Source organism: Streptomyces sp. AHU1 (genome assembly GCF_045343905.1).
GTDB classification, from domain to species: Bacteria; Actinomycetota; Actinomycetes; order Streptomycetales; family Streptomycetaceae; genus Streptomyces; species Streptomyces triticiradicis.
Window position 1 is genome coordinate 972,978 of record NZ_CP174283.1, and the last position, 24,841, is coordinate 997,818.

The 24,841-nt window shown below is 72.0% G+C and carries 24 protein-coding genes; 18 read left to right on the forward strand and 6 right to left on the reverse strand.

All coding sequences use genetic code 11. The features are described from left to right. Nucleotides 1-25: 25 nt before the first annotated feature. Nucleotides 26-658, forward strand: coding sequence for a TetR/AcrR family transcriptional regulator (locus ACICHK_RS04590; protein WP_406835803.1), 633 nt, complete (start codon nucleotides 26-28; stop codon nucleotides 656-658). Nucleotides 659-710: 52 nt separating this feature from the next. Here ACICHK_RS04590 and ACICHK_RS04595 read toward each other — a convergent pair whose 3' ends face one another. Beyond that, nucleotides 711-2,159 carry a PucR family transcriptional regulator gene (locus ACICHK_RS04595; protein ID WP_406835804.1) on the reverse strand — a complete coding sequence of 483 codons (1,449 nt, stop codon included), beginning with the start codon at nucleotides 2,157-2,159 and terminating at the stop codon, nucleotides 711-713. A 109-nt stretch (nucleotides 2,160-2,268) separates the two neighbouring features. Here ACICHK_RS04595 and ACICHK_RS04600 point away from each other — a divergent pair, with 109 nt between their 5' ends. The 3 genes from ACICHK_RS04600 to ACICHK_RS04610 all read left to right on the forward strand — a co-directional run bounded on the left by ACICHK_RS04600 (nucleotide 2,269) and on the right by ACICHK_RS04610 (nucleotide 5,732). Continuing rightward, complete coding sequence (locus ACICHK_RS04600; RefSeq protein WP_406835805.1) at nucleotides 2,269-3,804, forward strand: purine-cytosine permease family protein; 1,536 nt, start codon at nucleotides 2,269-2,271, stop codon at nucleotides 3,802-3,804. Nucleotides 3,805-3,874: 70 nt separating this feature from the next. Further along, on the forward strand, nucleotides 3,875-4,276 hold the full coding sequence (locus ACICHK_RS04605; RefSeq protein WP_406835807.1) for a YybH family protein: 402 nt from the start codon (nucleotides 3,875-3,877) through the stop codon (nucleotides 4,274-4,276). 16 nt (nucleotides 4,277-4,292) lie between these two features. After that, the gene (locus ACICHK_RS04610) at nucleotides 4,293-5,732 is read left to right on the forward strand and encodes a gamma-aminobutyraldehyde dehydrogenase (RefSeq protein WP_406835808.1); all 1,440 of its coding nucleotides are present in this window, start codon (nucleotides 4,293-4,295) and stop codon (nucleotides 5,730-5,732) included. 61 nt (nucleotides 5,733-5,793) lie between these two features. On the opposite strand, the gene ACICHK_RS04615 is transcribed toward ACICHK_RS04610, so the two are convergent. After that, nucleotides 5,794-7,380: a cation acetate symporter gene (locus ACICHK_RS04615; protein WP_406835809.1), complete on the reverse strand. Its 1,587-nt coding sequence runs from the start codon at nucleotides 7,378-7,380 to the stop codon at nucleotides 5,794-5,796. 344 nt (nucleotides 7,381-7,724) lie between these two features. Here ACICHK_RS04615 and ACICHK_RS04620 point away from each other — a divergent pair, with 344 nt between their 5' ends. Both ACICHK_RS04620 and ACICHK_RS04625 read left to right on the forward strand, forming a co-directional pair. Continuing rightward, nucleotides 7,725-8,339, forward strand: a complete 615-nt coding sequence (locus ACICHK_RS04620) for a hypothetical protein (RefSeq protein ID WP_406835810.1) — start codon at nucleotides 7,725-7,727, stop codon at nucleotides 8,337-8,339. Then, nucleotides 8,336-8,560 (forward strand): hypothetical protein, encoded by a 225-nt coding sequence (locus tag ACICHK_RS04625; RefSeq protein WP_406835811.1) that lies wholly within the window; start codon nucleotides 8,336-8,338, stop codon nucleotides 8,558-8,560. Before ACICHK_RS04620 ends, ACICHK_RS04625 begins: the two co-directional genes overlap by 4 nt. 117 nt (nucleotides 8,561-8,677) lie before the next feature. Here the strand turns inward: ACICHK_RS04625 and ACICHK_RS04630 are convergent, their stop codons facing one another. Then, complete coding sequence (locus ACICHK_RS04630; RefSeq protein WP_151467333.1) at nucleotides 8,678-8,938, reverse strand: hypothetical protein; 261 nt, start codon at nucleotides 8,936-8,938, stop codon at nucleotides 8,678-8,680. Between the two features lie 93 nt (nucleotides 8,939-9,031). Here ACICHK_RS04630 and ACICHK_RS04635 point away from each other — a divergent pair, with 93 nt between their 5' ends. Continuing rightward, a complete protein-coding gene (locus ACICHK_RS04635) occupies nucleotides 9,032-9,565 on the forward strand; it encodes a GNAT family N-acetyltransferase (RefSeq protein WP_151467332.1) in 534 nt (177 codons plus the stop codon). Here ACICHK_RS04635 and ACICHK_RS04640 read toward each other — a convergent pair. Next, nucleotides 9,546-9,818: a hypothetical protein gene (locus ACICHK_RS04640; protein WP_406835812.1), complete on the reverse strand. Its 273-nt coding sequence runs from the start codon at nucleotides 9,816-9,818 to the stop codon at nucleotides 9,546-9,548. The genes ACICHK_RS04635 and ACICHK_RS04640 overlap by 20 nt on opposite strands. 251 nt (nucleotides 9,819-10,069) lie before the next feature. On the opposite strand from ACICHK_RS04640, the gene ACICHK_RS04645 reads away from it, so the two are divergent. After that, nucleotides 10,070-10,987 (forward strand): NADP-dependent oxidoreductase, encoded by a 918-nt coding sequence (locus tag ACICHK_RS04645; RefSeq protein WP_406835813.1) that lies wholly within the window; start codon nucleotides 10,070-10,072, stop codon nucleotides 10,985-10,987. Nucleotides 10,988-11,240: 253 nt separating this feature from the next. Here the strand turns inward: ACICHK_RS04645 and ACICHK_RS04650 are convergent, their stop codons facing one another. Continuing rightward, the gene (locus ACICHK_RS04650; RefSeq protein ID WP_151467329.1) at nucleotides 11,241-11,807 is read right to left on the reverse strand and encodes a TetR family transcriptional regulator; all 567 of its coding nucleotides are present in this window, start codon (nucleotides 11,805-11,807) and stop codon (nucleotides 11,241-11,243) included. A gap of 164 nt (nucleotides 11,808-11,971) precedes the next feature. Between ACICHK_RS04650 and ACICHK_RS04655 the strand changes: the two genes are divergently transcribed. After that, a complete protein-coding gene (locus ACICHK_RS04655; RefSeq protein ID WP_406835814.1) occupies nucleotides 11,972-12,907 on the forward strand; it encodes an SDR family oxidoreductase in 936 nt (311 codons plus the stop codon). A 226-nt stretch (nucleotides 12,908-13,133) separates the two neighbouring features. Here the strand turns inward: ACICHK_RS04655 and ACICHK_RS04660 are convergent, their stop codons facing one another. Further along, nucleotides 13,134-13,424, reverse strand: coding sequence for a hypothetical protein (locus ACICHK_RS04660; RefSeq protein ID WP_406835815.1), 291 nt, complete (start codon nucleotides 13,422-13,424; stop codon nucleotides 13,134-13,136). A 384-nt stretch (nucleotides 13,425-13,808) separates the two neighbouring features. Here ACICHK_RS04660 and ACICHK_RS04665 point away from each other — a divergent pair, with 384 nt between their 5' ends. The 9 genes from ACICHK_RS04665 to ACICHK_RS04705 all read left to right on the forward strand — a co-directional run bounded on the left by ACICHK_RS04665 (nucleotide 13,809) and on the right by ACICHK_RS04705 (nucleotide 24,819). Continuing rightward, nucleotides 13,809-15,101, forward strand: coding sequence for an ATP-grasp domain-containing protein (locus ACICHK_RS04665; RefSeq protein WP_406835816.1), 1,293 nt, complete (start codon nucleotides 13,809-13,811; stop codon nucleotides 15,099-15,101). Between the two features lie 32 nt (nucleotides 15,102-15,133). After that, a complete protein-coding gene (locus tag ACICHK_RS04670; protein ID WP_406835818.1) occupies nucleotides 15,134-16,369 on the forward strand; it encodes an NAD(P)/FAD-dependent oxidoreductase in 1,236 nt (411 codons plus the stop codon). 12 nt (nucleotides 16,370-16,381) lie between these two features. Further along, nucleotides 16,382-17,818, forward strand: coding sequence for a SidA/IucD/PvdA family monooxygenase (locus ACICHK_RS04675; RefSeq protein WP_406835820.1), 1,437 nt, complete (start codon nucleotides 16,382-16,384; stop codon nucleotides 17,816-17,818). Next, on the forward strand, nucleotides 17,815-19,149 hold the full coding sequence (locus ACICHK_RS04680; RefSeq protein ID WP_406835821.1) for a glutamine synthetase family protein: 1,335 nt from the start codon (nucleotides 17,815-17,817) through the stop codon (nucleotides 19,147-19,149). Before ACICHK_RS04675 ends, ACICHK_RS04680 begins: the two co-directional genes overlap by 4 nt. A 67-nt stretch (nucleotides 19,150-19,216) precedes the next feature. Then, nucleotides 19,217-19,699 (forward strand): redoxin domain-containing protein, encoded by a 483-nt coding sequence (locus tag ACICHK_RS04685; RefSeq protein ID WP_406835822.1) that lies wholly within the window; start codon nucleotides 19,217-19,219, stop codon nucleotides 19,697-19,699. Continuing rightward, nucleotides 19,692-21,002 carry an MFS transporter gene (locus ACICHK_RS04690; RefSeq protein ID WP_406835823.1) on the forward strand — a complete coding sequence of 437 codons (1,311 nt, stop codon included), beginning with the start codon at nucleotides 19,692-19,694 and terminating at the stop codon, nucleotides 21,000-21,002. The genes ACICHK_RS04685 and ACICHK_RS04690 overlap by 8 nt, the downstream gene beginning before the upstream one ends. Beyond that, complete coding sequence (locus tag ACICHK_RS04695; protein WP_406835825.1) at nucleotides 20,999-22,285, forward strand: ATP-grasp domain-containing protein; 1,287 nt, start codon at nucleotides 20,999-21,001, stop codon at nucleotides 22,283-22,285. Before ACICHK_RS04690 ends, ACICHK_RS04695 begins: the two co-directional genes overlap by 4 nt. Further along, entirely contained in the window at nucleotides 22,282-23,664 is a 1,383-nt protein-coding gene (locus ACICHK_RS04700) for a hypothetical protein (protein ID WP_406835826.1), read from the forward strand. Before ACICHK_RS04695 ends, ACICHK_RS04700 begins: the two co-directional genes overlap by 4 nt. 183 nt (nucleotides 23,665-23,847) lie before the next feature. Beyond that, a complete protein-coding gene (locus ACICHK_RS04705) occupies nucleotides 23,848-24,819 on the forward strand; it encodes a GNAT family N-acetyltransferase (RefSeq protein ID WP_406835827.1) in 972 nt (323 codons plus the stop codon). Nucleotides 24,820-24,841 lie beyond the last annotated feature (22 nt).

The following is a 24,841-nucleotide window of genomic DNA, read 5'->3' on the forward strand; positions in this document are numbered from 1 at the left end:
CCGTATACGTCTACACTGTAGACCCATGAGTGGGAGACGGGAAGAGATCCTGGACGCCGCCGTGGCCATCGCCGACGAGCGCGGGGTCGACGCCGTCTCGATGCGCGCCCTGGCCGATCGCGTCGGGGTGACACCGATGGCGCTGTACCGGCACGTCAAGGACAAGGCGGCACTGCTGGACGGCATGGTCGGACGGCTGCTCACCGCGTTGCTGCCCACGGATCCGGCCGAGGAGCACACCTGGGACGAGCGGCTCCGCGCCCTCGCGCACGCGGCCCGGAAGGTGACCCAGCAGCACCCCTGGGCAGCGCATCTGCTCTTCTCACGGCCGGCCGTCACCCCGGACGGCCTGCGTGCGGTGGACATCATCTACACGGCGCTCATCGAGGCCGGGGTCCCCGAGCCCCAGGTACCCCGGCTGGAACGCCTGATCAGCACCTTCGTCATCGGCTTCGCGGCCTCGGAGGCCTCGGGCCGCTTCACTCCCGGCGCGGAGGACCCGCGCGGCCGTCGGGGCCGTCCCGACGACGGCGAGCTCCCCGGCCACCGCGCCCTCGGGCCGTGGCTGGACCTTCCCCTCGACCTCACCGCCGAGTTCGAAGCCGATCTCGCCGACATCACGCGCCTGGTCGAGGCGGTCGCGCGGCACGAGGAGTGATCCGCGCCCCGGACGCGCGGGGCGGCGACCAGGTCGTACGCACGGCCCCCGCTCAGTCGGTCAGGCCCAGCGCTCCCGCCGCCTGGATCGCGAGCCAGACCTCGGCCAGCGCCCCCGTCGACGTCAGATCACGGTCGGCGAGCGCCCCGAAACGGCGCAGCCGGTAGGCGAGGGTGTTGGGGTGGATGTGCAGCGCGGCGGCGGCCGTCTCGGTGCGGCGGTCGCGCTCCATCCAGGTGCGGGCGGAGACCAGCAGCTGCGAGTCGTGGCTCTCGTCGTACCGCAGTACGTCACCGAGCACGTGCTCGACCAGCGCCGTCAGGACGGCGGGATCGTCCGGCAGCCACCGGCCCGCTCCGTCGTCGCCGTAGTGGACGACGGCACGGCCCGACTCGACGGCCTTGGACACCGCCCACAGGGCCTCGCGCTGGGCGACCTTCAGCGCGGCGCCCGGCGGGAAGGGACGGCTGGCCCCGGCCGCCACGGCGGGCAGCGCGCCGACGGCGGCCGCCAGTTCCGGCGCTCCGAGGACATAGCGGTCCTCGCCCCGGGTGAGCAGCAGATGCGGCCGGTCCTCCAGGCAGCGCAGCAGCGCCTCGTCGGTCGTGCGGCGCACGACGAGCAGCACGGTGTCGCCCTCGATCGCGTGCCGGGCGAGCCGGCGGCGCGCGGCCTCCGGGTCGAGCACCTCCTGCAGCAGCTCGGCGAACGTCTCCGCCCCCTCGCGGCGCAGCGTCTCGCGCTCGTTGCGGACCATCGCCAGCCGCAGCGCCGCGACGGTGGCGATGTGCTGGACGACGGCGAGCCCCGCGGGCCGGGCGCCCTCGCGCTCGTACGCGACGAGGAAGCCCGCGGGACCGCCGGGCGCGGGGACGGGGAGGACGAATCCGCCGGGGATCGCCGGCGGGGCGTCGACGGAGGCGGGCAGGACGGCCGGGTCCGGTACGGGGACGCCGGGCAGGAGCGGGCGTCCCTGGGGCGTGCAGAGGAAGACGTCGTAGCCCGACAGGCCTTCGAGACGGCGCAGGAGTGTCGGTGTGTCGAGGTCCTCCGCGACCAGCCAGCGCAGCGCGCCGAAGACCTGGAGCTGCGCGCCCAGCCGGTGCCGGGCCTCCTCCTGGGCCGAGGCCGCGACCTCCTGGGCGACGGCGATGAAGGGAACGGCGAGCGGCACCTCCAGGACCGGGAAGTCCCGCTCCTCGGCGGCCCGGAAGAACGCGTCGTGCAGCGGCGGCATGTGCAGCTGCGCCGAGAGCGCGAGACCGGACGCCCCGGCGTCGTCCAGCCGTTCCAGATAGGCGCGCTGTTCCGCCGCGGTCCGGGGGATCGCCAGACCCGCCGTCATGATCAGCTCGGCTCCCAGGAGCCAGGGCGTCGGGTCGACGAGCTCGCTGGCGTGCGCCCAGGAGACGGACCGGTCCAGGCCGCCGTCGGCCTTCAGCGAGAGCTGGAGCGCCGGCGAGGAGAGCAGGTCCCGGATCGTGAGTTTGTCGCTGGCCACAAATGACATCGTACGCATCTGTGATGGCCACCATTGTCGCAGGTCACCGGGGGCCTCACACTGTGGGTGCCAATATTTGAGTGGTGCATAAACGTAGATTGGAGGAGCCGTGACGACCTCGGTCACCGAAATCGAGACATACGGCGTCGAGCGCATCCCGGACGAGGACCGCACGGCCCGGCCGATCGACTTGTTCCGGCTCGCCTTCGGCGGCGCCAACACCTTCGCGACCTGTGTGCTGGGCGCCTTCCCGATCCTCTTCGGCCTCTCCTTCTGGCAGGGGCTCGCGGCGACCGTCCTCGGGCTGGTCGCGGGTGCGCTGCTGCTGGCCCCGATGGCGCTGTTCGGCCCGGCCAACGGCACGAACAACGCCGTCTCGTCCTCCGCGCACCTGGGCGTGCACGGCCGGGTCGTCGGCTCCTTCCTCTCCCTGCTCACCGCCATCGCGTTCTTCTCGATCTCGGTGTGGTCCTCGGGAGACGCGCTCGTCGGCGGCGCGCACCGGCTGGTGGACGTCCCCGAGTCGGACCTCACGTACGGCATCGCGTACGCGATCTTCGGCGGACTCGTGCTCGTCGTGTGCATCTACGGCTTCCGCTTCATGCTGCTGGTCAACAAGATCGCGGTGCTGGCGGCCTCGGCCCTCTTCGTGCTCGGCGCCTTCGCCTTCGCCGGTGACTTCGACCCCGGATACGCGGGCGCCTTCGCCTCGACCGCCGACCCGCTGTTCTGGCCGTCGTTCATCGGCGCCGCGCTGATCGTGCTGTCCAACCCGGTCTCCTTCGGCGCGTTCCTCGGCGACTGGTCCCGCTACATCCCCGCGAACACCCCGCGCCGCCGGATCATGGGCGCCGCGTTCCTCGCGCAGATCGCCACCCTGCTGCCCTTCGTCTTCGGTCTGGCCACGGCGTCGATCATCGCGACGAAGGCCGCGAAGTACGTCGACCCGGCCGCCCCGAACTACGTCGGCGGACTGCTGGCGATCTCCCCCGGCTGGTACTTCCTGCCGCTCTGCCTGATCGCCCTGATCGGCGGCCTGTCCACCGGCACGACGTCCCTCTACGGAACGGGTCTCGACTTCGCCAGCGTCTTCCCGCGCTTCAACCGCGTCCAGGCCACCTTCTTCATCGGCGTCCTGTCCATCGGGTTCATCTTCCTCGGCCGCTTCGCGCTCAACCTCACGCAGTCCATCTCCACCTTCGCCACGCTGATCATCACCTGCACCGCGCCGTGGATGGTCGTCATGGCGCTCGGCTACGTCACCCGGCGCGGCTGGTACGACCCGGAGGCGCTGCAGGTCTTCAACCGGCGCCAGCGCGGTGGCCGCTACTGGTTCGCGCACGGCTGGAACTGGCGCGGCATGGGCACCTGGATCGTCAGCGCCGTCGTGGCCCTGCTGTTCACCAACCTGCCGGGCCAGTTCGTCGGCCCGCTGGGCGACCTCGCCGACGGCGCGGACATCTCGCTGCCGGTCGGCCTCGTCCTGGCGGTCGTGCTCTACTTCGCCGCGCTCACCGTGTTCCCCGAGCCGCGTGCCGTGTTCGGCCCGGACGGACCCCGCTTCGTCCCGTCGTCCGACACCGGGATCACGCCGATCACCGGTGGCGCCGAGGAGAGGCCGGCCGAGCCCGCCGCGGCCGTCTGACCCGCCACCGCCACCCCCACGAACCGGGCGCCCGGTCCTGACCACCGGGCGCCCCGATCAGGAGCCGAGCATGAGCACCACCACCGCCCAGGAGATCCGGGCCGCCGCGGACGCGCTCGTCGCCGCCTTCGCCGAGGGCCGCCTCGACGACTACTTCGGCGCCTTCGCCCCGGACGCGACGTTCGTCTTCCACACCACGCCGCGGCGGCTCGGCTCCACGGCCGAGTACCGCGCCCTGTGGCGGCGGTGGGTGGAGGAGGACGGTTTCCGCGTCCTCGGCTGCGTCTCGTCGGCACCGCTCGTCCAGCCCTTCGGCGACACCGCGGTCTTCAGCCACGACGTGGAGACCCGCGTCGCCACCCACACCGGAGAGGAGACGGTGCACGAGCGGGAGACCATCGTCTTCGCCCGCTCCGAGGACGGCGCCTGGCTCGCCGTCCACGAGCACCTGTCCCCCCGTACCACCGCCTGACCAGGAGAGACGTTCCATGAGCAGCACGTTCCGCAACTACGTCGACGGCGCGTTCGCGGATGCCGCCGACGGCCGGACGCTCGACGTGGTGGACCCCACCACGGGTGACGTCTACGCGACCTCCCCGCTCTCGGGAGCCGCCGACGTCGACGCGGCGATGGCGGCCGCCGCCGCGGCCTTCCCCGTCTGGCGCGACGCGACCCCGTCCGTGCGGCAGCGCGCGCTGCTGAGGATCGCCGACGTGATGGAGGCACGGGCCGAGGAGCTGGTCGCGGCGGAGAGCCGCGACACCGGCAAGCCGCTGCACCTCACCCTCAGCGAGGAACTCGGCCCCGCGATCGACCAGGTCCGCTTCTTCGCGGGCGCGGCCCGCATGCTGGAGGGCCGCTCGGCCGGCGAGTACATGGAGGGCATGACCTCGATCATCCGCCGCGAGCCGGTCGGCGTCTGCGCCCAGGTCGCGCCGTGGAACTACCCCCTGCTGATGGCGGTCTGGAAGTTCGCCCCGGCGCTCGCGGCGGGCAACGCGGTGGTCCTCAAGCCGTCCGACACCACCCCGGCCTCCACCGTGCTGCTCGCGGAGATCATCGGCGGTGTCCTGGAGGAGCTCGGCCTGCCCAAGGGCATCTTCAACGTCGTCTGCGGCGACCGCGAGACGGGCCGCCTGATGGTGGAGCACCCGACCCCGGCGATGGCCTCCATCACCGGCTCGGTGCGCGCCGGCATCCAAGTCGCGCAGAGCGCGGCCAAGGACGTCAAGCGGGTCCACCTGGAGCTGGGCGGCAAGGCCCCGGCCGTGGTCTTCGAGGACGCCGACCTGGTGAAGGCGGTCGAGGACCTGGTGGTCGGCGGCTTCTTCAACGCCGGCCAGGACTGCACGGCCGCCACCCGCGTCCTGGTCCACGAGTCGGTCCACGACGAGTTCGTCGCCGCTCTGGCCAAGGCCGCGGCCGCGACGAGGACCGGGCAGCCGGACGACGAGGACGTGCTGTACGGGCCGCTCAACAACGCCGACCAGCTCGCCCAGGTCAGCGGCTTCGTCGAGCGCCTGCCCGAGCACGCGCGGATCGAGGCCGGCGGCCACCGGGTCGGCGACAGGGGCTACTTCTACGCCCCGACCGTCGTCTCCGGCCTCAGGCAGGACGACGAGATCGTCCAGAACGAGGTCTTCGGCCCGGTCATGACCGTGCAGTCGTTCACGGACGAGGACCAGGCCGTCGCGTACGCCAACGGCGTCGACTACGCGCTGGCCTCCTCGGTCTGGACGAAGGACCACGCGCGGGCGATGCGCATGTCGAGGAAGCTCGACTTCGGCTGTGTGTGGATCAACTCCCACATGGCGCTCGTCGCCGAGATGCCGCACGGCGGGTTCAAGAAGTCCGGCTACGGCAAGGACCTCTCCGCGTACGGCTTCGAGGACTACACCCGGATCAAGCACGTCATGACGTCGCTCTGACCGGACGTGCCCGCACGGCACGGATGAGACGACAGGGGTGAGCCCGGCGAAGGCGCCGGACTCACCCCTGCCTCACGTACGGCGAACCGTCCTGCCACGAAGGACGGGAAGAACGGGAGCGCGGGCGGGTACGGCCGACGAGCCCGAGCAGGAAGCCGGCCGGAATGCTGATCAGCCCCGGTGTCTGGAGCGGGAACCAGCGGAAGTCATGACCGGGGAAGACCGCGAACGGGGTGCCCGACACCGCGGGCGACCCCGCGAGCAGCAGCAGAATCAACGGCAGGGTCCCGTAGACGGTCCAGCGCACCCCGGTGGCCGAGTGGCCGGGCAGGAAGAGCGCGTACAGCAGGACCGGGGCGAGCACCGAGGCCGCGACGGCGAACGACAGCGAGATCAGCGTCATCCTGCCGCGGTCCCCGAGGGCCGCCGACACGACGACGGCGACCGCGCCGACCAGGACGATGGCCAGCCGTGCCCGGCGGATCTCCCCTGCGGGCGAACGGTCCCCGCTCCCGTGGGCGGGCCGCCCGCCGAAGTCGCGGGCGAGAGTGGAGGCGGCGGCCAGCGTGATGCCCGCGACGGCCGCGAGGGTGGTCACGAAGACGGCACAGGCGACGACCGCGAACAGCATGCTGTGCCGGGCGCCCCCGGCGACCGGGTCGAGCGCGCCCGTCACCATCAGCAGGGCGGTCGCTCCCCCGGGATCGGCGGCCCGCACGGGCCCCCGGCCCAGCAGGGCGCAAGCACCCAGTCCGGCCACGACCACCCCGGCGCACACCACCGCCACGGGGCCCACCGCCCAGCCGACGGCGCGCCTCGCGGTGCGGGCCTCCCCGACCGGATGCAGCCTCATGGTGATGTGCGGCAGACAGGCGGCGCCCACCACGAGGGTGGCCCCGAAGCCGATCAGATCGAGGCGCCCGGCGACGGAGTGCCCGAAGTGGAGTCCGGGGCGCGCGTAGCCGGCGCCCGCTCCGGAGTGCTCCCGGGCGGCACCGAAGAGGGCCGGCGGCGACCAGCCGTACCGGGCGAGGACGGCCCCGGCGAGAAGCAGCATGGCGGTGAGCGCCACACCGACCTTCAGGATCTGCACGTATCCGACGCCGCGCATCCCGCCGAACGCGGCGTAGCAGACCATCAGGGTCCCTCCGGCGACGGTGCACCCGGTGAGCGCGCCGTCCGGAAGTCCGAACATGGCCGCCATGACACGTCCGGCGGTGGAGAGCTGCACCAGGAGCAGCGGGGTGAGGACGACGAGGGAGGCGACACCGAGGGCCCGGCGTACGGAGGGGGTGCCGAGGCGGTCGGCCAGGAAGTCCCCCAGGGTGAACACCCCTTTGCGGCGCAGGGGTTCACCCAGGAACCGCATCACCAGCCAGAGCGAGACGACGGTGGCGCCGGCGAAGAGGACGCCGTCCGCCCCGTCGAGGGCGACCGCGCCGGTGGTGCTGAGCAGGGTGGCGGCGGAGATGTAGTCACCGGCGACGGCCAGTCCGCCCCCGACCGGTCCGAAGGCCGCGCCGCCGCCCGCGTAGAAGTGCTCGGGGTCGTCCAGGTCGGCCGCCGCCAGGCCGCACAGCAGCAGGGACACGGCGACGAAGCCGAGGAAGACCACGACGGCGAGCGACTCTCCGTCGCCGCCGCTCATCGACGGCCCTGGGACGCCGTCGGCACGGACGGGCCCGCCGGTGCGCCCGGCACCGGGGACGAGGAGGACACGAGAGCTGCGGGAGCTGCGGAAGACATGCCGGGCATGGCATCAGCCGAGCGGGGGGACGTACAGGGGACGGTGCTCACGGAAGGCACACGCACAGTGCCCGCGGGACGGATCTGTGCGGGAGCACACCCCGTCGGTCCCTCGGACCGCGTTGGTCCATCGGAATGATTCACGGGCACCGCGGGGTGAACGACGGGACGGTACGCCCCTCGTGGCCCGTCACCGGTCCCCCGCGGTCACTAGCGTGGCTGCCTGTGTCGATGAGCTATGCCTTTGTGAACCTGAAACCCGGAGTGGGCAAGACGACGAGCGCGGTGTGGCTGGCCCACGCGCTGCACGAGTCGGGCCGCCCACCCCTGCTGGTGGACTCCGACCCCGCGTCCTCGGCGCTGCGGTGGAGCGAACTGGCGGGGGGTTTCCCCTTCCCCGTGGTCTCCCTCCCGGTGGGCGACGTGCACCGGCGCGTGAACGACTTCCTCGGCGACCGGCAGGCCGTGGTGCTCGACGCCCCGCAGCTGGAGGACCACGCCCACATCGCCCGGAGCGTCATGCGGTACGCGAGCGAGTGGATCGTGCCGGTGACCCCGTCCCCCATCGAACTGGACCGCATGGCGCCCATCGGCCGCGAGATGGGCGACGTGCAGTCCCTGCGGGCCAGGCCCGCCCGCTCCGCCGTCCTGCTGAACCGTACGAACCGTCCGGACGCCACCCGGACCGGTCCCGACGCCGATGCCCGCGAAGCGCTCACGGAACGCGGCTTCGACGTGCTGTCCACCCACATTCCCCGACTCGACCTGTACTCCCAGTCGTTCGGCAGCCCTATCACGGTCAAGGGCTCGGCGTACATGGATCTCGCGGACGAGCTCGCCAAGCGTCAGGACACGATGTGAACCAGCGCAAGGACACCTACCGGGCCGCCCTGCGGCGGGAGCCGGACACCGCCACTCCCCGTCACGCCAAGGTCGCACGGCTGCACACGCGGTACGTCCGGGTGACGATCGAGCTGGACCCCGCACTGCCGCGCGAACTCGGCCGCTGGGTGGGGCCGCCGGTGTCCGCGCTCCTGCGCGCCGGCGCCGCCGCCCTGCGGCCCCTGACGGGCACCTCGTAGACGCGTACCGAGGCACCGGTCCGTGGGGGCGGGACGAAGCACCACGGTGCCCGTTCGTCCGCCCGGGCCGGGAGCCGTGCCTCTCGGACCACCCGGGCACGGTCATGTGACGGGGTCTCAGGTCTCCATCGGGTGGCCGCCGTCGCCCTCGACGACGACCCGGTCGACGCCCGGCTCGTCGCCCCGTTCGACCATCGTCAGGTCGATCCGCCCGTCACCGGTGGTGTCGAACTGGTAGAGATCGGCCTTGCCGTCGCCCGTGGTGTCGGTCATCCAGACGTCGGTCCTCCCGTCGCCGTTGGTGTCGGCGCTGAGGACGACGTGATGCTCGTCGCCCTGGGTCTCGACCACTTCGCCCGTGCCGTCATTCGTCTCCATGACGGCCGGTTGCCCCGGCCGACCGCTCCGAAACGGTGTGCCGCCGTGCCCGGCCGGCAGCCGGTGTCCCGTCCATGGGGCAGGATGGGCGTCATGACCGAGATCCGCACCCCCCGCCTCCTCCTCCGCCGCTGGTACGACGACGACCTCGCCCCCATGGCGGACATCAACGCGGACCCCGCGGTCATGCGCTGGATCGGCGACGGTTCGGTCCGCGACCTGGACGCCACGGCCGAGGAGATCGAACGCTGGGAGGAGGAGTGGGACGAGGAGGGTTTCGGTGTCTTCGCCGTCGAGCTGCTGGCCTCGGGCGAGCTGGCCGGTCTCGCGGGACTGTCGGTGCCCGGGTACCTGCCCGAGGTGATGCCCGCCGTGGCGATCGGCTGGCGGTTCGGCTCACCGTTCTGGGGACAGGGCTACGCCTCCGAAGCCGCCCACGCCACATTGGAGTTCGCCCTCCAGGACCGCGGCCTCGACCGTGTGATCAGTGTCAACCGGACGGAGAACCGGGCCTCGTTGAACGTCGTCCGCAAACTGGGCATGGAGCCGGAGAGGACGATCGAACACCCCGAGTACGGCTTCCCCCTGAGCGTCCACGCGATCGATCTCACCGAGTTCCAGGCCTGATCCGCCTCCCCGCGCGGACCCGCTCCGGCGGACTTCGGCCGGACTCCGGTGAGCGGGACTCCGCCGGTCCGGTAGCGTCCCGCGGCCCCGCGGGCGCGGTCGGCCCGCCGCGGCGCAGCGTCTCGGCCACCGCCGTGTTCACCACCACGACGATCGCCATGACCACGGCGGCGACGGGACGCCCCATCCCGTGAACGGCCACCGCGCCACCGCCCAGCACCACCGCCCAGCACCACTCCGGGCCCGTCGGCATGGGGTCCTCTCCTTCAGGGGTGCCGGCACGACAGGGCCGCACGGCTCGACGTCCCCGTTCGCCGAACCCGGTTCGGGCGGGCCGCGTCGAGGTCACCGAACGCGGGCTCCCCGGATTCCCGGCCCCGGGAACACGGCACCGTCCCCCCGCTGTTGAGGGCGACGACACTGCCGGGCTCCGGCCGCTGCGGGGTGTCGCTGTCCGAGGTCTGTGGGAGGTCCGTCCGAGCGGGGAAGAGCGGTGATCGTGCGATGAAGGCGGTGCGGTTCCACGAGTACGGCGGGATCGATGTGCTGCGGGTGGAGGAGGTGGAACGGCCGACGCCCGGCCCCGGGGAGGTACTGGTCGAGGTCCGCGCCGCCGGGATCCAGCCCGGCGAGGCGATGATCCGCGAGGGCGCGCGGCACGGACGCTGGCCGGCGACCTTCCCCTCGGGACAGGGCAGCGACCTGGCCGGGGTCGTGGTGGAGACCGGTCCGGACGTGCGCGGCTTCGCGGTGGGCGACGAGGTCCTGGGCTTCACCCACGACAGGGCGAGCCATGCGGAGTTCGTCGTGGTGGAGGATGTGAAGCTGGTCTCCCGTCCGGAGGGGCTGCCCTGGGAGGTGGCCGGGTCGCTGTACGTGGCGGGTACGACCGCGTACGCGACCGTGTTCGCGGTGGACCCTGGGCCGTCGGACACCGTCGTGGTGTCCGGCGCGGCGGGTGGTGTCGGATCGCTCGCCGTGCAGCTCGCGCGGCGGCGCGGAGCCACGGTGATCGGGCTGGCGAGCGAGCGGAACCACGCCTGGCTGAAGGACCGGGGCGTCGTCCCCCTCGGCTACGGCGAGGGCGTCGCCGAGCGGATCCGGGAGGCTTCCGCCGGGAGCGTCGACGCGTTCATCGACACGTTCGGCGACGGCTATGTGGATCTGGCCGTCGAACTGGGCGTGCGGCCCGAGCGGATCAACACGATCCGCGACTGGCGGGCGGCGGCCCGGGTCGGCGCCCACACGTACGGGGAGGGGGCGGCGGCGTCCGCGGTGGTGGTCGGCGAACTGGCCCGGCTCGCGGCGCGCGGTGAGCTGGAGGTACCGATCGCCGCCACCTACCCGCTGGAGCGGGTGCGCGACGCGTTCCGCGAGCTGGAACTGCGGCGGGCACACGGCAAGATCGTGCTGCTGCCCTGATCCAGGCCGACGGCGGGCACCGACGGTCGGCGGTCCGGTGGAGGACCTACGGATTGCGGCAGGGTCCGCCGAACGGCGGGCGGTCCGCGGCCTGGGGCCTGTGGCCTACGGCAGGAGCCGAGTACCGGCGGTCGGCGGCGCCGCCCGTCCGCCGTGTCCTCCGCGCGCGGGCCGGGCCCGGGGCGCGCCTCGCCGTACCGGCGGTGAACCACCCGCTGCCGAGGGCGACTTCGGGCCGTCCGGGGGGGCGAGGTCACGCATCCGCGGCCACCGCCCTCAGACCGGCCAGCGACTCCCGGACGAACTGGGCCAGTTCCTTCTGCTCGGTCCGCTCGATCCAGCGCCGGAACGCGAACTTGAAGACGGCGATCCCCACCTCCGCGGCGAGGCCCGCGGAGGCCTCGTCGACACCGCGCAGGCGCAGCGCGTCCGCGAGCGTCGTGGACAGCGACGCGAGTTTGATCAGCTCGCGTTCCTGCAGCTCGGTGTTGGCGTCGATGACGAACTGTCGCTGCCGGGCGTGCTCCTGGCGCTCCTCCAGCACGGCCGCCGCGCCTTCGAGGGCCACTGCCACGGCGTCCATCGGGGTGGCGGACTCGGGAGCCTGCGCGACGGCACGCGCGAGCACGTCCTGGAGCTCGCTCGACCCCGCGAACAGCACCTCGCGCTTGTCCGCGTAGTGCCGGAAGAACGTCCGCTCCGTCAGCCCCGCCCGCTCGGCGATCTCCGCCACCGAGGTGCGGTCGAAACCCCGCTCGACGTAGAGCTCCAGTGCCGCCCGCGCGAGGCGGCCGCGCGCGTCCGGCTGCCATCGACCCATGCCCGGCATCGTACTCGATGGCAGTCCCTGACATCAGGACCGTGAGACCCGACGACAGTCACTGACATCAGGTGTTACGTTTGATGACAGTCACTGACATCGCTGGCCGCCCCGGGCACGCGTCCTCCGGCGCGGGGGCGGCCACTCCGACTGGAGGCTTACTCATGCGTGTTTTCGTCACCGGGGCGTCCGGGTGGATCGGCTCCGCACTCGTCCCCGAGCTCATCGGCGCGGGCCACCAGGTCGTCGGGCTCGCCCGCTCGGACGCCTCGGCCGCGGCCCTGACCGAGGCCGGGGCCGAGGCGGTGTCCGGCACCCTCGACGACCTCGACGTCCTGCGCGGGACGGCGAAGGCGTCGGACGGCGTGATCCACCTCGCGTTCAAGCACGACCTCGCCTTCACCGGCGGTTTCCAGGACGCCGCCGACGCGGACCGCCGCGCCGTGGAGACCTTCGGCGACGCGCTCGCGGGCTCCGGGAAGCCGTTCGTCATCGCGTCGGGCCTGGTCGGGGTGGCCCCGGGCCGTATGAGCACGGAAGCGGACGGACGGACGCCGGACGGGGCGACCGCACATCTGCCGGGCGGCCCGCGGACCCGGATGGGCACCGCCCACGTGACCCTCGCCCTCGCCGACCGGAACGTCCGCTCGTCCGTCGTACGGCTCCCCCCGACCGTGCACGGCGAGGGTGACGGCGGATTCGTCCCGGCCCTGATCGGCATCGCCCGCGACAAGGGCGTCGCCGGGTACGTCGGCGACGGCACCCAGCGCTGGCCGGCCACGCACCGCGACGACGCCGCCCGCGTCTTCCGCCTCGCCCTGGAGGGCGCCCCGGCGGGATCGGTCCTGCACGCGAGCGCGGAGGACGGCGTACCGCTCCGTTCGGTCGCCGAGGTCATCGGCCGCCACCTCGACGTGCCCACCCGTTCCGTCCCCGCCGAGGAGGCGGCCGAACACTTCACCTGGCTGTCGGGATTCATCGGCCTCGACAGCCCGGCCTCCAGCGAACGGACCCGCGAACTGCTGGGCTGGCACCCGACCGGGCCGGGCCTGATCGAGGACCTCGACAAGGGGCACTACTTCCGGACCGACGGGGAGTAGGCGCCACTCACGGCCGTTCCCGGAACCGGTGCGGGGACGGGTGCTCGGACCGGAAGCGGTTCGCGTTCCTGCGGGAAGAGGCCTCCCCCGCAGGAACGCGAACCAGCAGCATGACGGCCTCTCGGCCCACGGAACGGCGGGCCCGGCCGGGGCGATCCCGCACACGGGCCGTCCCCCGCCCCCGTTCGGACCTGTCCGACCGCGCGAGCGGACAGAGAACAGCCAGTCAGAGGTTGACGCAGGTCCGGTAGTCGCACCCGGCCGCCCGCCAGTTCCCCACGTAGCCCTGGAACTGATGGTGACCGTAACCGTGGTCCACCTGAGCCCGGGCTCCGAGCATCACCTCGAAGCGGCGGTACATGCCGACCAGCTCTTTTATCGGCGGACCCCCGCTGGGGGCGAACCCGAGGACCGCGACGTGGAATGCGGTGAACGCTGAATCCCGACCGTCGGATGCGTTCTTGAGGACGAGCCGGGTCGCGTCCCGCCCGCCGCTGCCGCCCGCAGCGCAGCGCACTCCCTGCTCCCAGGGCTCACGCCCTGGTCGAAGCTCCGGACGAGCACGTCGTCCAGGGGAACTCGCACGGCTCCTCCCTTTTGTCGTTAACCGCCCGTTCATGCCCCCTTTGCCCAACCATCATGATTCGTCATCGGCTGATCATGATCCCTGGTGGTTGTGGTCACCGTTCAGATGGGCGTCCATGATCGGAATGGGGCCGGGAACAGGTCACGGACTCCCGCACCAGTCCGGTGCGTGCTGTGTACACCACAGGCCGAAGCAGATGGTGGCCGGACCGTCCGGATCAGGACGCTGTCCGAGGACACCGATGGGGGATGGGGAAGTCCGGCCCGGCGCCACCCGTCGGGCAACCGGACGACATCTTCCCGAACGAAAGTTGACATGATGGATGCGAAAGACCTCTTGATGCTGGTGCGGGTGGGCTGCCTGCGCGAGGGTGCATTGGCTGCCTGGACGGCCCGGCAGGACTTCGATCTGGCCATGGCCGAGAGTGCCACCGCCGCGTACCTCCGCCTGGCCGACCATCAGATCCCGCTCTCCCCGGAGCGTCCCGCGGAGGAGGTCTATGAGACCTGTCGCGCGGCCCTGGCCGCCGCACCTGGCGGCAAGGGGGTGATCGGCTTCCTTGATTCGACCCTGCCCCTCGTAGCGCGGCTCGCCGAGGAGTTCGGCCTGCCGGGTTGCTCCTCGCAGACGCTTCGGATGCTCACCGACAAGGCCTGGGCGCGTGAGCGCTTCGCCGAATCCCAGGTGCCCGGCCCGCTTTTCCGGGTACTGAACGCGGCCACCACCTCCTCTGCGGACAGGCAGGCCGCGGTCGACGGCCTCGCCTATCCATTCATCGTCAAGCCGGCCGATTCCTCGGCCGGACGGGGCGTCATACGCGCCGGATGCGCCGAGGAACTCGACGCGGCCTGGGACACCGCGGCGCGCTTCACCAAGACGGGGACCCTCCTCGCCGAGGAGGAGATGATCGGCGACGAGATCAGCGTCGAGACGGTCACAGTCGCAGGCAGAACCGTGGTCCTGGCTTGCACCGAGAAGCTCAGCACCCGAGGCGAGTCGTTCGTCGAACTCGGCCAGGCGGTCCCCGCACGCCTCGGCCAAAGCCTTGAGGCCGAGGTGAAGGACATTGCGGTCGCGGCGCTGAAGGCGGTCGGCTACGACTACGGCATCGCCCACACCGAGATGATCCTCACGGCCGACGGTCCGCGGATCATCGAGGTCAACCCGCGGCCGGCCGGCGACTGCATCCTCGACCTCATCCGGCTCACCACCGGGACCGACGTGTACGACATCGCCGCCGACCTCGCCCTCGGCCGGCCCGTCGACGTCGACACCCTCGAGCGGTCCGATTCCACCGGCGGCGCGGCCATCCGCTTCCTGACGGCGGAGCCTGGTGTCGTCCGCCGCGTCGACGGTGTCGCAGAGGCTTCGGCCCTGCTCGACCGTGCCAAGGAGCGCCTGGTCCTGCTCACCCGGCCCGGTGATGTCGTGGAGACCGTCACCACCAATCTGCACCGGCTCGGATACGTCATCGCCGTGGGTGAGGACACGGCAGCCGCGGTCGCGCGGGCCGAGGAGGTCGCCGCCTCGGTCTCCATCCGCACCTCCCCGTCCGCCGAGGGTGAACCGCCCGCCCGTCGCCTGCCGAGCGCGGAGTGCTGGACCTGATGACCGGCCGCGACAGTACGACAAGGACTTCCATGCAATCGCCTGACTCCTACTGGCTGACCACCGGGCCGGAGTGGACTCGCGGCAGCGCCGCACTGCCCCGGCACACCGGTGTGTGTGTACTCGGTGCCGGTGTCATGGGCTCGACACTCGCCTACTGGCTCACCCGCGCCGGACAGCGCCCCCTAGTCCTGGACCGTAACCCGAGCCCGGCCATGGGCTCCTCCGGCCGCAACGCCGGCCGGCTCATCCAGGGCGGTCACGCCCAGCATGCCGTCGCCATCGAACGTCACGGCCACGCCGAGGCGCTGGCCCTCTACCAGGCCACCCTCGTCAACCGGGACCTGGTGCGCGAGGTGGTCGCGCGCGAAGGACTGGAGACGACCCGCCACGCCACTGCCAAACTCGACCTGGCCGTCGAGGAGGACGAGGCACTCGAACTCAAGCGGACCGCCGAAGCCCTACGCTCGGACGGCATTCCCGCCGAATGGCTGGACCTCCCGGCCGCCCGCGAGGTGTTCGGCACCGACCTGCCCGACACCGTGCTCGGCGGGCTGTACCGGCCGGACCAGGACTCGGTCCACTCGGTCGCCTACGTCCGGGGCATGGCGGACACGGCGGCCCGCGCAGGTGCCGAGTTCGTGTGCGGGGTGACGGCGACGTCCGTGGAGCCCGTGCAGGGCGGCGGCTGGCTGGTCACCACCGATGCCGGCCAAGTGGCCGCCGAGCACGTGGTCGTGGCCCTCAACGCGTGGACGCCCCGGCTGCTGCCAGAGCTGGCACCGGTCGTCCAACCCGTGCGCGGACAACTCGTCCAGACCGCACCGGTGCCCTTCCGCATCCCCCAATGGGGTCTCGATCGCGGCCTCGTCTACGGAGGCCAGGCACCGGACGGCTCCTTGCTCCTCGGCGGACTGCGCACCACCGTCCCGGGCCGGGACGAGGGCATCGACCTGCCGCAGGACGGGAACACACCCGCCTTCTCGCCGGAGCTGGCCGACCGGCTGGCCACAGCGCTCCCCGCACTGCTGCCGGAGACCACCGGCGTACCGGTGGTCAGGGCATGGAGCGGAGTGATGGCTTTCACTCCGGACCGCTGCCCACTGGTCGGGGCCTGGCCGGGCCGAGAGGGCCTGTGGGTGATGGCCGCGTTCAACGGCCACGGCATGCCGTACTCGCAGGTCATGCCGGAACAACTCGCGGAACGGATCCTCGGCGGCCCGGGGGCGGGCATACCGACGGCCTTCGATCCCGCCCGTTTCCTCTGAGCCGGAGCAACCATGTCGCATTCATCAACGCTTTCGCCGTCACCGGCAGACGAGTCCTGGACCGTCTCCGGCCACGACGGTGCGCCCCTGCTGGTCATCGGTGCGGGCCCCAAGGCCATCGCCCTCGCGGTCAAGTCGCACGTGCTGCGCGCCGTCGGATTCGACGTCCCCGAGGTGATCGCCGTCGAACGGGACCGCCCGGCCGCGAACTGGTGCGAGGGGCGGGGCTGGACCAACGGGCGGCAGCCTCTGGGCACCCTCCCCGAGAAGGACCTCGGATTCCCCTACGACTGCGCCGTGTGGGGAGACTCCCAGGACCCGGTGATGGGGGAGCTGGCTCAGCGCATGACCGGGTTCAGCTGGACCGGTCACCTTCTCGACCGGGGCGGGTACGCGCGCTGGATCGACCGCGGACGGCCCCAGCCGAGCCACCGGGAATGGGCCGACTACCTGGAGTGGGCCGCGGACCGGGTCGGTCTCAGGACCGTCATCGGAGAAGTGCGGCGCGCCGAACTCGTCGACGGCGGCTGGGCCCTGGGCGTCGACAGCGGCAACGGCCAGACTGTGGTGCACGGCTGCGGACTCGTGGTCTCGGGCCCGGGCCCGGCCACCGGTGTCGTGCCCACCGACGGCGACCGTGTCCTGAGCACCGGCGACTTCTGGCGTCTCACCGCCGAGGGACTGCCCGGATGGGCACGCAGGGTGATGGTCGTCGGAGCCGGTGAGACCGCGGGCACGATCGTGCGCGAACTTGCTCTGTCACTGGACCGTGACGTCACGGTGGTGACCCCGCGGGCCACCGTCTACAGCCGTGGCGAGAGTCCTTTCGAGAACCGCTACTACAGCGACCCCACCGGCTGGGCCGGCCTCACCGAGGCGGACCGGCGGGAGTTCATCCGACGCACCGACCGTGCCGTCTTCTCCCAGGAGGTGCAGCGCGAGCTGGCCCCCGCGGCGAATGTCACCTGGGAGCCCGGCCGAGTGGTCGGCACGCGTCACACGGACGACGGGCAGTTCGTGGTGGACCTCGTGTACGCGCAGAAGCAGCGGAGGCTGCCCACCGACCTGGTCGTCGACGCGACGGGCGGCGATCCGCTGTGGTTCGGCCAGATCCTCGGCCCGCGCGCCGAGGGCGCCCTGCGCGCCGCGCTCGGCGGCCCCGTGACCCGCGACGGTGTCGAACGGGCCATCGACGCCTCGCTCGCGGTGACAGGACTGCCGGCACCGCTGCACCTGCCGAACCTCGCGGCGTTCGCCCAGGGCCCCGGGTTCCCCAATCTCAGCTCCCTCGGCCTTCTCTCCGACCGGGTGCTGGCGGCCTACACGCCCTCGGCGCACCGCGAGTCCGCGCGCGGCCGCACGGGCCGATCCCCAGCCACGTCCCGTACCGAGCAGACCGGCAGCCGGTTCTCCCTTCCTTCCACCAACGCAGGAGCAGCACACCCGTGACCCGACAGACGATGACCGAAGCCCTGGAGCAGGGCATCGACTTTGTCCAGCTGCTCTTCACCGACATCGCGGGACGCCTGAAGACACTGGAGATCCCCGCCGGCCGCTGGGCCGAGGTACGCGACCGGGGCTGGACGCTCGACGGGGCCGTGCTGCTCGGGTACGGCGACCCCCGGCACAGCGACCTCCGGCTGGTCCCGGACACGTCGACCCTCGTGCGCCGGCCCTGGACCACCCCCTCCGGGCGGACGGTCGCGATGGTCTTCTGCGACGTCCTGGACGCCACGGGCCGGCCGTTCGCGGCCGACCCGCGAGCCGTGCTGCGCCGGGCCGTCGAGAGGTCGCAAGCCCGTGGACAGCGCCCGGTCTTCGGTGTGGAGGCCGAGTTCTATCTGCTGCGCCGATCGGACCCCGGCGCCACCGGGCAGCCGGCCGACAACGCCGGCTACTGGGACCTGGGCGTCGACGAACAGGCCGACGAGGTCTGCCGGGACATCAGCGAAGCACTGGAGCAGATGGGGCTGACCGTCGACGGGCACCACCACGAGGTCTGCCACGGACAGCGCGAGATCGTCTTCCGGCACGGCGGCGCCCTGGAGACGGCGGACCGGCTGCTGCTGCTCAAGCACACGGCCCGGGTCATGGCACGCCGTCGTGACATGGCGGCGGTCTTCATGCCCAAGCCGCTCGCTCATCTCTACGGCAACGCCCTGCACGTCCATGTCTCGCTCGAAGGCACCGGAGCGGACTCGGCACCCCTGTTCCACGATGCCGCCGACCCGCAGGGCATGTCCGCGCTCTTCCGCAGCTCTCTCGCCGGTGTTCTCGAACACGCTCCGGCGCTGACGGCGTTGGGCAACCCGAACGTCAACTCGTACAAGCGGCTCGTCCCGGCCTCCGGCACGCCTGTGCACCGCAGCTGGGCTCGGCACAACCGCTCCACGGCGTTCAAGGTCGTCGGCGACAACGCCGCACCACGCTCGATGCGGCTGGAGATGCGCAGCCCGGATCCCGCGGCCAATCCGCATCTCTTGTTCGCAGGGGTGCTCGCGGCATTCGCCGACGGCCAGGACAGGGATCTCCCGCTCGCCGCCGCATGCGAGCAGCCGGCCGACGAGCTGACCGCGGACAACCTCGCCGTGCACGGAATCACCGCTCTGCCCACGGACCTTCCGTCCGCCTTGCAGGCCCTGGCACAGGACACCACCGTCCGCGGCGCCCTCGGCGACCTTGCCGTACACGCCGTCGACCGGGGCGCCCGAGCGGAGTGGTCCGCGTGGCACCGCATCGTCACCCCCTGGGAGATGGAGCAGTACGCGGAGACCGTCTGACCCGCCGGCGGCCGTGCCGATGCCGGCCGCCATGACCGCCTTGCCGACTCATGGAGGAACCACCACCATGCACTTCACCGCCGAAAGCACCGACGGCCCGATCGCCGTGCCCTCCCCGGACCACGAATGGACCGCCCTGTTCTTCATCACCGAACCCGGCATCGGCGAGATCCTTCCCGAACTGGCCGGCTGCACGACGGGCCTGTGCTCCGTCCGCGACGACGCCGCCCGGTTCGCCCGTGCCGGGGTCCGGGCGCTCGGCGTCAGCGCGCACGCCCCCGGCCACCTGGCCGACTTCGCCCGGACCCGGGACCTGGGCTACCCCCTCATCGGTGACGGTGACCTGACGCTCGGCCGGACCCTGGGCGTACCCGAGGTACGAGCCGACGACCGCACCCTGTTCGCCCGGGCCGCGGTGGTCCTCGACCGGACCGGCGAGGTACGGGCCCTGCTCCACCCGGTGCCGGAGCCGGAGCGTCACGCCGCGCTGGTCCTGGAGAAGATCGCGCAGCTCAAGGCCGAGGAAACCGCCGAGGCCGACCGTGACTGAGGGCGGTACCACGCTCGCCTCCCGGGTCCGAGCCCTGGTCCCGGCCCCGGGAGCCCCCCGAGCGCTGGCGCTGTCCACCCTCGTCGGGCAGACCGGCAGTGGGCTGTTCCTGCCCGTCAGCGCGCTCTTCTTCACCCGCTCCGTGGGGCTCGCCCCGTCCAGGGTCGGACTCGGGCTCGCTGTTGCCGGTCTGATCGGACTGGCGGCAGCCGTCCCCATCGGCCGGATCGCGGACCGGTTCGGTGCCCGGGGTACCTACGCGATCGCCCTGCTCGGCCAGGCCGCGGCAACGGCATCCTTCGCGCTGGTGCACTCGCTGTGGGCCTTCGTCCTGGTCAACACGCTCGCGGCACTCGCCGAGCGAGGAGGCGCCGCCGCCCGTGGCGCCGTCATCGGGGGCGTGGGCACCGGCGAGGCACGGGTCCGGCTGCGGGCCATGCTCAAGTCGGTGACCAATGCGGGACTGAGCACAGGGACGGCCCTGGCCGCGCTCGCCCTCACGGCCGACACCCGCTCCGCCTACCTCGCGGTGGTGTTCGCCAACGCGGTGGCCTACCTGGGCGCCGCGCTGCCTCTCGTACGCGTTCCCGCCGTCGCACCCATCGGCCGCGGGCAGGCCGGGCCGCCCCGCCGCGCGGTGCTGCGCAACCGGCCCTACACCGCGGTCACGGCCCTGTGCGGGATCACCAGCATCCACTACGACGTGCTGTCCCTGGCCCTGCCGCTGTGGATCGCCGGGCACAGCAACGCCCCGCAGTGGAGCATCTCCGCGGTCATCCTGGCCAATACCGTCCTCGTGGTCCTGCTCCAGGTGCCGTTCTCCCGGGGCACGGGAGAGGCGGCGAAAGCCGCGGGCGCGGTACGCCGCTCGGGCTGGGTTCTCTGTGCGGGCTGGGCAGTGATCGCCTGTGCCGTCTTCGCCGACTCGCCCGTTCTGGCATTCGCCGTGCTCGTCGTGGGCATGGTGCTGCACACCGTCGGCGAGCTGTGGCATTCGGCCGGCAGCTACGGCCTCAGCTACGAACTGGCCCCGGCAGGTTCACACGGCGAGTACCAGGGGTTCTTCTCGCTCGGTCGCGGCCTGACCGCGGCCCTGGCCCCCCTGGTGGTCACCACTGTCTGCCTCGCCGACGGCGCCGACTGGCGTCCGGTCGGTGGCTGGCTGCTCCTCGGACTGATCGTCGCCGCCGCCGCGTCCGCCGTACCCCGCGCGACCCGCTGGGCCGGGAGTGCCGAGGCGGCCCGGACCGGCGCCGAACCGCCCTCCTCCCCCCTCCGCCTCCCCGTACAGGAATCCGCATGACTGTTCTCGACCCCTCCCCCACAGGTGTGCCCAAGGACCAGCACCTCGACCGTGCGGACCTGCCCGGCCCGGCGGTCCTGGTCCTGGGAGGCGGCACCAGGCTGCCCAAAGCCTTGCGCAACCACGGAATGTACGTCGTCTACGGCGGTGGCACCGACGAGTACACCGCCGCGCACCACGAGGCCTGCCACGAGGCATGGCTGCTCTCCGGCAGCTCCGAAGACGCCTGGGTGGCCCGGGCGGTGGCCCTGCACCAGCAGATTCCCTTCGAGCGTGTGGTCACGGTCCGGGAGCGGTTCCTGACCACCGCAGCGCGGATCGCCGACGCCCTCGGGCTCGCCGGCAATCCCCTGCAGACCGTGCGGGCGCTCAAGGACAAGGCCCGGATGCGAGAGCTCCTCCAGCGGCGGGCCCCGGACAGCGCCGTACGCGCGAAGGTGATGCGGACCGTGGAGGAGGTCGACGCCTTCGTGGCGGAGGTCGGCCTGCCGATCGTCCTCAAGCCCCGGGACGGATCCGCCAGCGAGGGCATCACGATCATCCGTCACACCTCCGGCATGGCGGCGGCCCGTCAGCTGGTGCGCTCCCGTCCGGAAGCCCTGCTCGCCGAGGAATTCCTCGACGGGCCGGAGTTCAGTGTCGAGACGTTCAGTGACCAGGGCAGCCACCGCCTGCTCGCGATCACCGAGAAATTCACCGGACCCGGCGCCGTGGAGATCGGTCACCTCGTCCCCGCACGGATCAGCGCGGACGAGTACGCCACCCTGGAAGAAGCGACCGGCGACTTCCTCGACGCCATCGGCCTGCTCGAGGGCCCGGCCCACACCGAGGTCATCCTCACCCCGCGGGGACCTCGTGTCGTCGAGTCCCACAACCGCCCGGGCGGCGACGGCATCGTCGATCTCGTCCGTCATGTCACGGGCCTCGACCTCCGGGACCTGCTTGCGGCCCAGACAGCAGGCGAGCCGCTGCCCGCGGCGGACGGCGAGCGGGCCGGAGCCGCGGCCACCTGGTTCCTGACCACGGACCCCGGGCTCGTCACCGAGGTGTCCGGATGGCAGGCTGCCGCCGAACAGCCGGGAGTCGTGGCTGTATCGCCCGCTGTGCGGGCCGGGGACACCGTGGCGCCACTGGGCGGATCGGACGACCGGTGCGGCTCGCTGATCGCAGCCGCCCCCACCCCCGACGAGGCCCTCGACCGTGCTCGTGCCGCGTTGAGCCTCGTCACCGTCCACACCGTCGTAGCGCCCCAGCAGGCGCCCGAGAATCGAGACAGCCGATGACGTCCGCCGCCCCCGCCCCGCCCTTCACCGCGCGCAACTCCCTGACCGCACGCTGGCTCGGCTCGTCCACGGGCGCGACGCCGGTCTGGCCGGACCAGCCCGATGCGGCACGGTACGAGACGGTCCTCGACGGCCTGGAGGACCGGTTCCTGACCCGCCCCGCCTTCCTCGAGGCCGACGAGACCAAGGCCCTCGAAAAAGACCTGAACGGGACAGTGGACCTCCTGCTCTCCCTGCCCGATCGCCTCTTCGGCGGAGACGTCCACGCCTATGCCGCCGCAACGGGGCTCCGGCCCGAGCAGGCACGGCTGGCCCTCCGTACCCCCGGGCAGCAGCCTGCGAGGATAGGCCGAGCGGATCTGTACCACGACGGCACCCGCTTCCGCCTCCTGGAATTCAACCTGAGCAGCGCCCTGGGCGGCTTGCAGACTCCCGAACTCAACCGGCTGCTCCTGGCACACGACGACCTGGCGGCCTTCGCCGCATCCGAGGGCCTGACATTCCCCGACACCGTGGGGGCGCTCGCGGCCGTCATCCTCGAAGCCGCGTACGATCTCGGCCGATCCCGGGAAACACCTCGCGTCGCGCTCATGGACTGGCACGCCGGCTACGCCAAGACCGAGCCGGAGATCCGAGCCCTGGCACGGCTGCTGGAGCCGCACGGAATCGAGGCGATCCCCTGCCACACCGGCCAGGTGCGGGAGACGGGCGGCCGCATCACCGTCGACGGCCGTCCCATCGACGTCGTCTACCGCTACTTCACGCTCGGCGAGCTGACCGCAGACGCCTCGTCGCTCGCACGAGCCGAGGAACTCCTGGACGCCTTCACACGCTGTGCCACCCCGTTGCTGTCGCCGCTGCGTACCTCCATGCACGGCAACAAACGGGCGCTCGCCATGTTGTGGGACGACCGCTGCCAGGCCACGTACACTCCGGTCGAGCAGGACCTGGTACACAGGTTCCTTCCGTGGACGCGCGAGCTGCGGCCCGGGACCGCCCTCATCCGCGGCGAGCAGCAGGACTTGCCCGCCTACTGCCTGCACCACCGCAGCGACCTGGTTCTGAAGCCTTCGCACGGTCTCGGCGGTACGGGTACGGCTGTCGGGCGAAGCATGTCCGACCAGGAATGGGCCGCGGCCGTCGACACGGCGGTGAAGGAACGCTACGTCGTCCAGGAACTCGTCCGGCCGAGCCCCGAGCAGTTCCCCACGCCGGACACCGGAGAGCTCTCTCCCTGGACCCTCAACTGGGGCGCCTTCCTCATCGGCCACCAGTACGCAGGAGCATTCCTGCGCGGGCTCCCGACCGGCCGCGGCGATGTGATCTCGTACGACAACAAGGCGTACGCCGGCTGCGTCTTCGAGAGCCGACGTGCGTGAACGACCGGCCGGGTCCGCAGCCATGCCCGGAACCCCGGGACCGGGCTGATCGATGCGGTCGACTCCCCACGCGATCGCCCGTGTCGGCGCCGGGCATCAGGAAGCCGTCCCGCCGGAACATGATGGCCGGCGGGGTGGCGCTCGGCCCTGGGCCGGGCCGAGTGACGGGTAGCGTGACGTGCCATGACGGCCACCGAATCGGCGCGCTTGGTGATTGCCTACGTGAGCGCCGACGAAGCACTGCACCGCGACTTTGTCGCCGATCCCCCGGACGCTCACATCGTGCGCGTGAGGAATCCCGATCCCACGCTGCGGGACGAATTCGAGAAGGCCGGTTTCCTAGTCACCCCCGGCTGGGTCAACTGGACAGCCCGGGTACGGAGTTCCGAGGAGGAACACCTCGCCGGGCTGGTTCCGGGGGAACGCAAGGAGGTCCGGCGGATCCGGCGGATCATGGAGCGTGACGGAGTCACGCTCCATGTCACGCACGGCATCGACGAGGGCGACCTGGAACGGTTCCTGACGCTCTACGACCGGCAGGTCGCTCGCATGCCTCACGGCGTGAACTTCCTGAGGAGACAGCTGCAGCGGATACGCGCCGAGCGCGATCAGGTCATCGCGGGCTTCGCCTCGGCCGACGGTGTCATGGTCGCGGGCTGCCTTGGCTGGATCCGGCGCGACGGCGCCCTGCTCCACCTGCGGTTCTCCGCGACCGACACCAGCGGCAGGCTCAACGGCGCGGTGCGCGCCGTGTACTTGAAGATGTTCCAGGCCGCCCGCGAGCGAGGCTGCGACTGGATCTCGCTCGGCAACGACCCCGCGCTGTACGGACACACCGTCCAGCCCGGCCTGTTCGTCTTCAAGAGCCGGCTCGGCTTCACCCCCGTCGCCTCGCGTGCGGTCGACGTGGCCATTCCCGGTGACGAGGCGGACCTGATCCTCGATCTCGGTCCGCTGGCGCGCCCGTCGGTGGTGCTGGCCCACCATGACGCCCCCGTGAGCGGACCGGTTCCGCTCGACGAAGCCCCGCGGCTACGTGCTGTCGTGCTCTCGGACGGGCTTGAGCACGAGCTCCAGGGCCTGCGCACCGACGCCGTGGCCACGATCGAGCGGCGCCGTGTCCCCGCCCGCCTCCGCGATGACCGAGGCGAATGAGGTCACGTAGGTCCGGACGCTC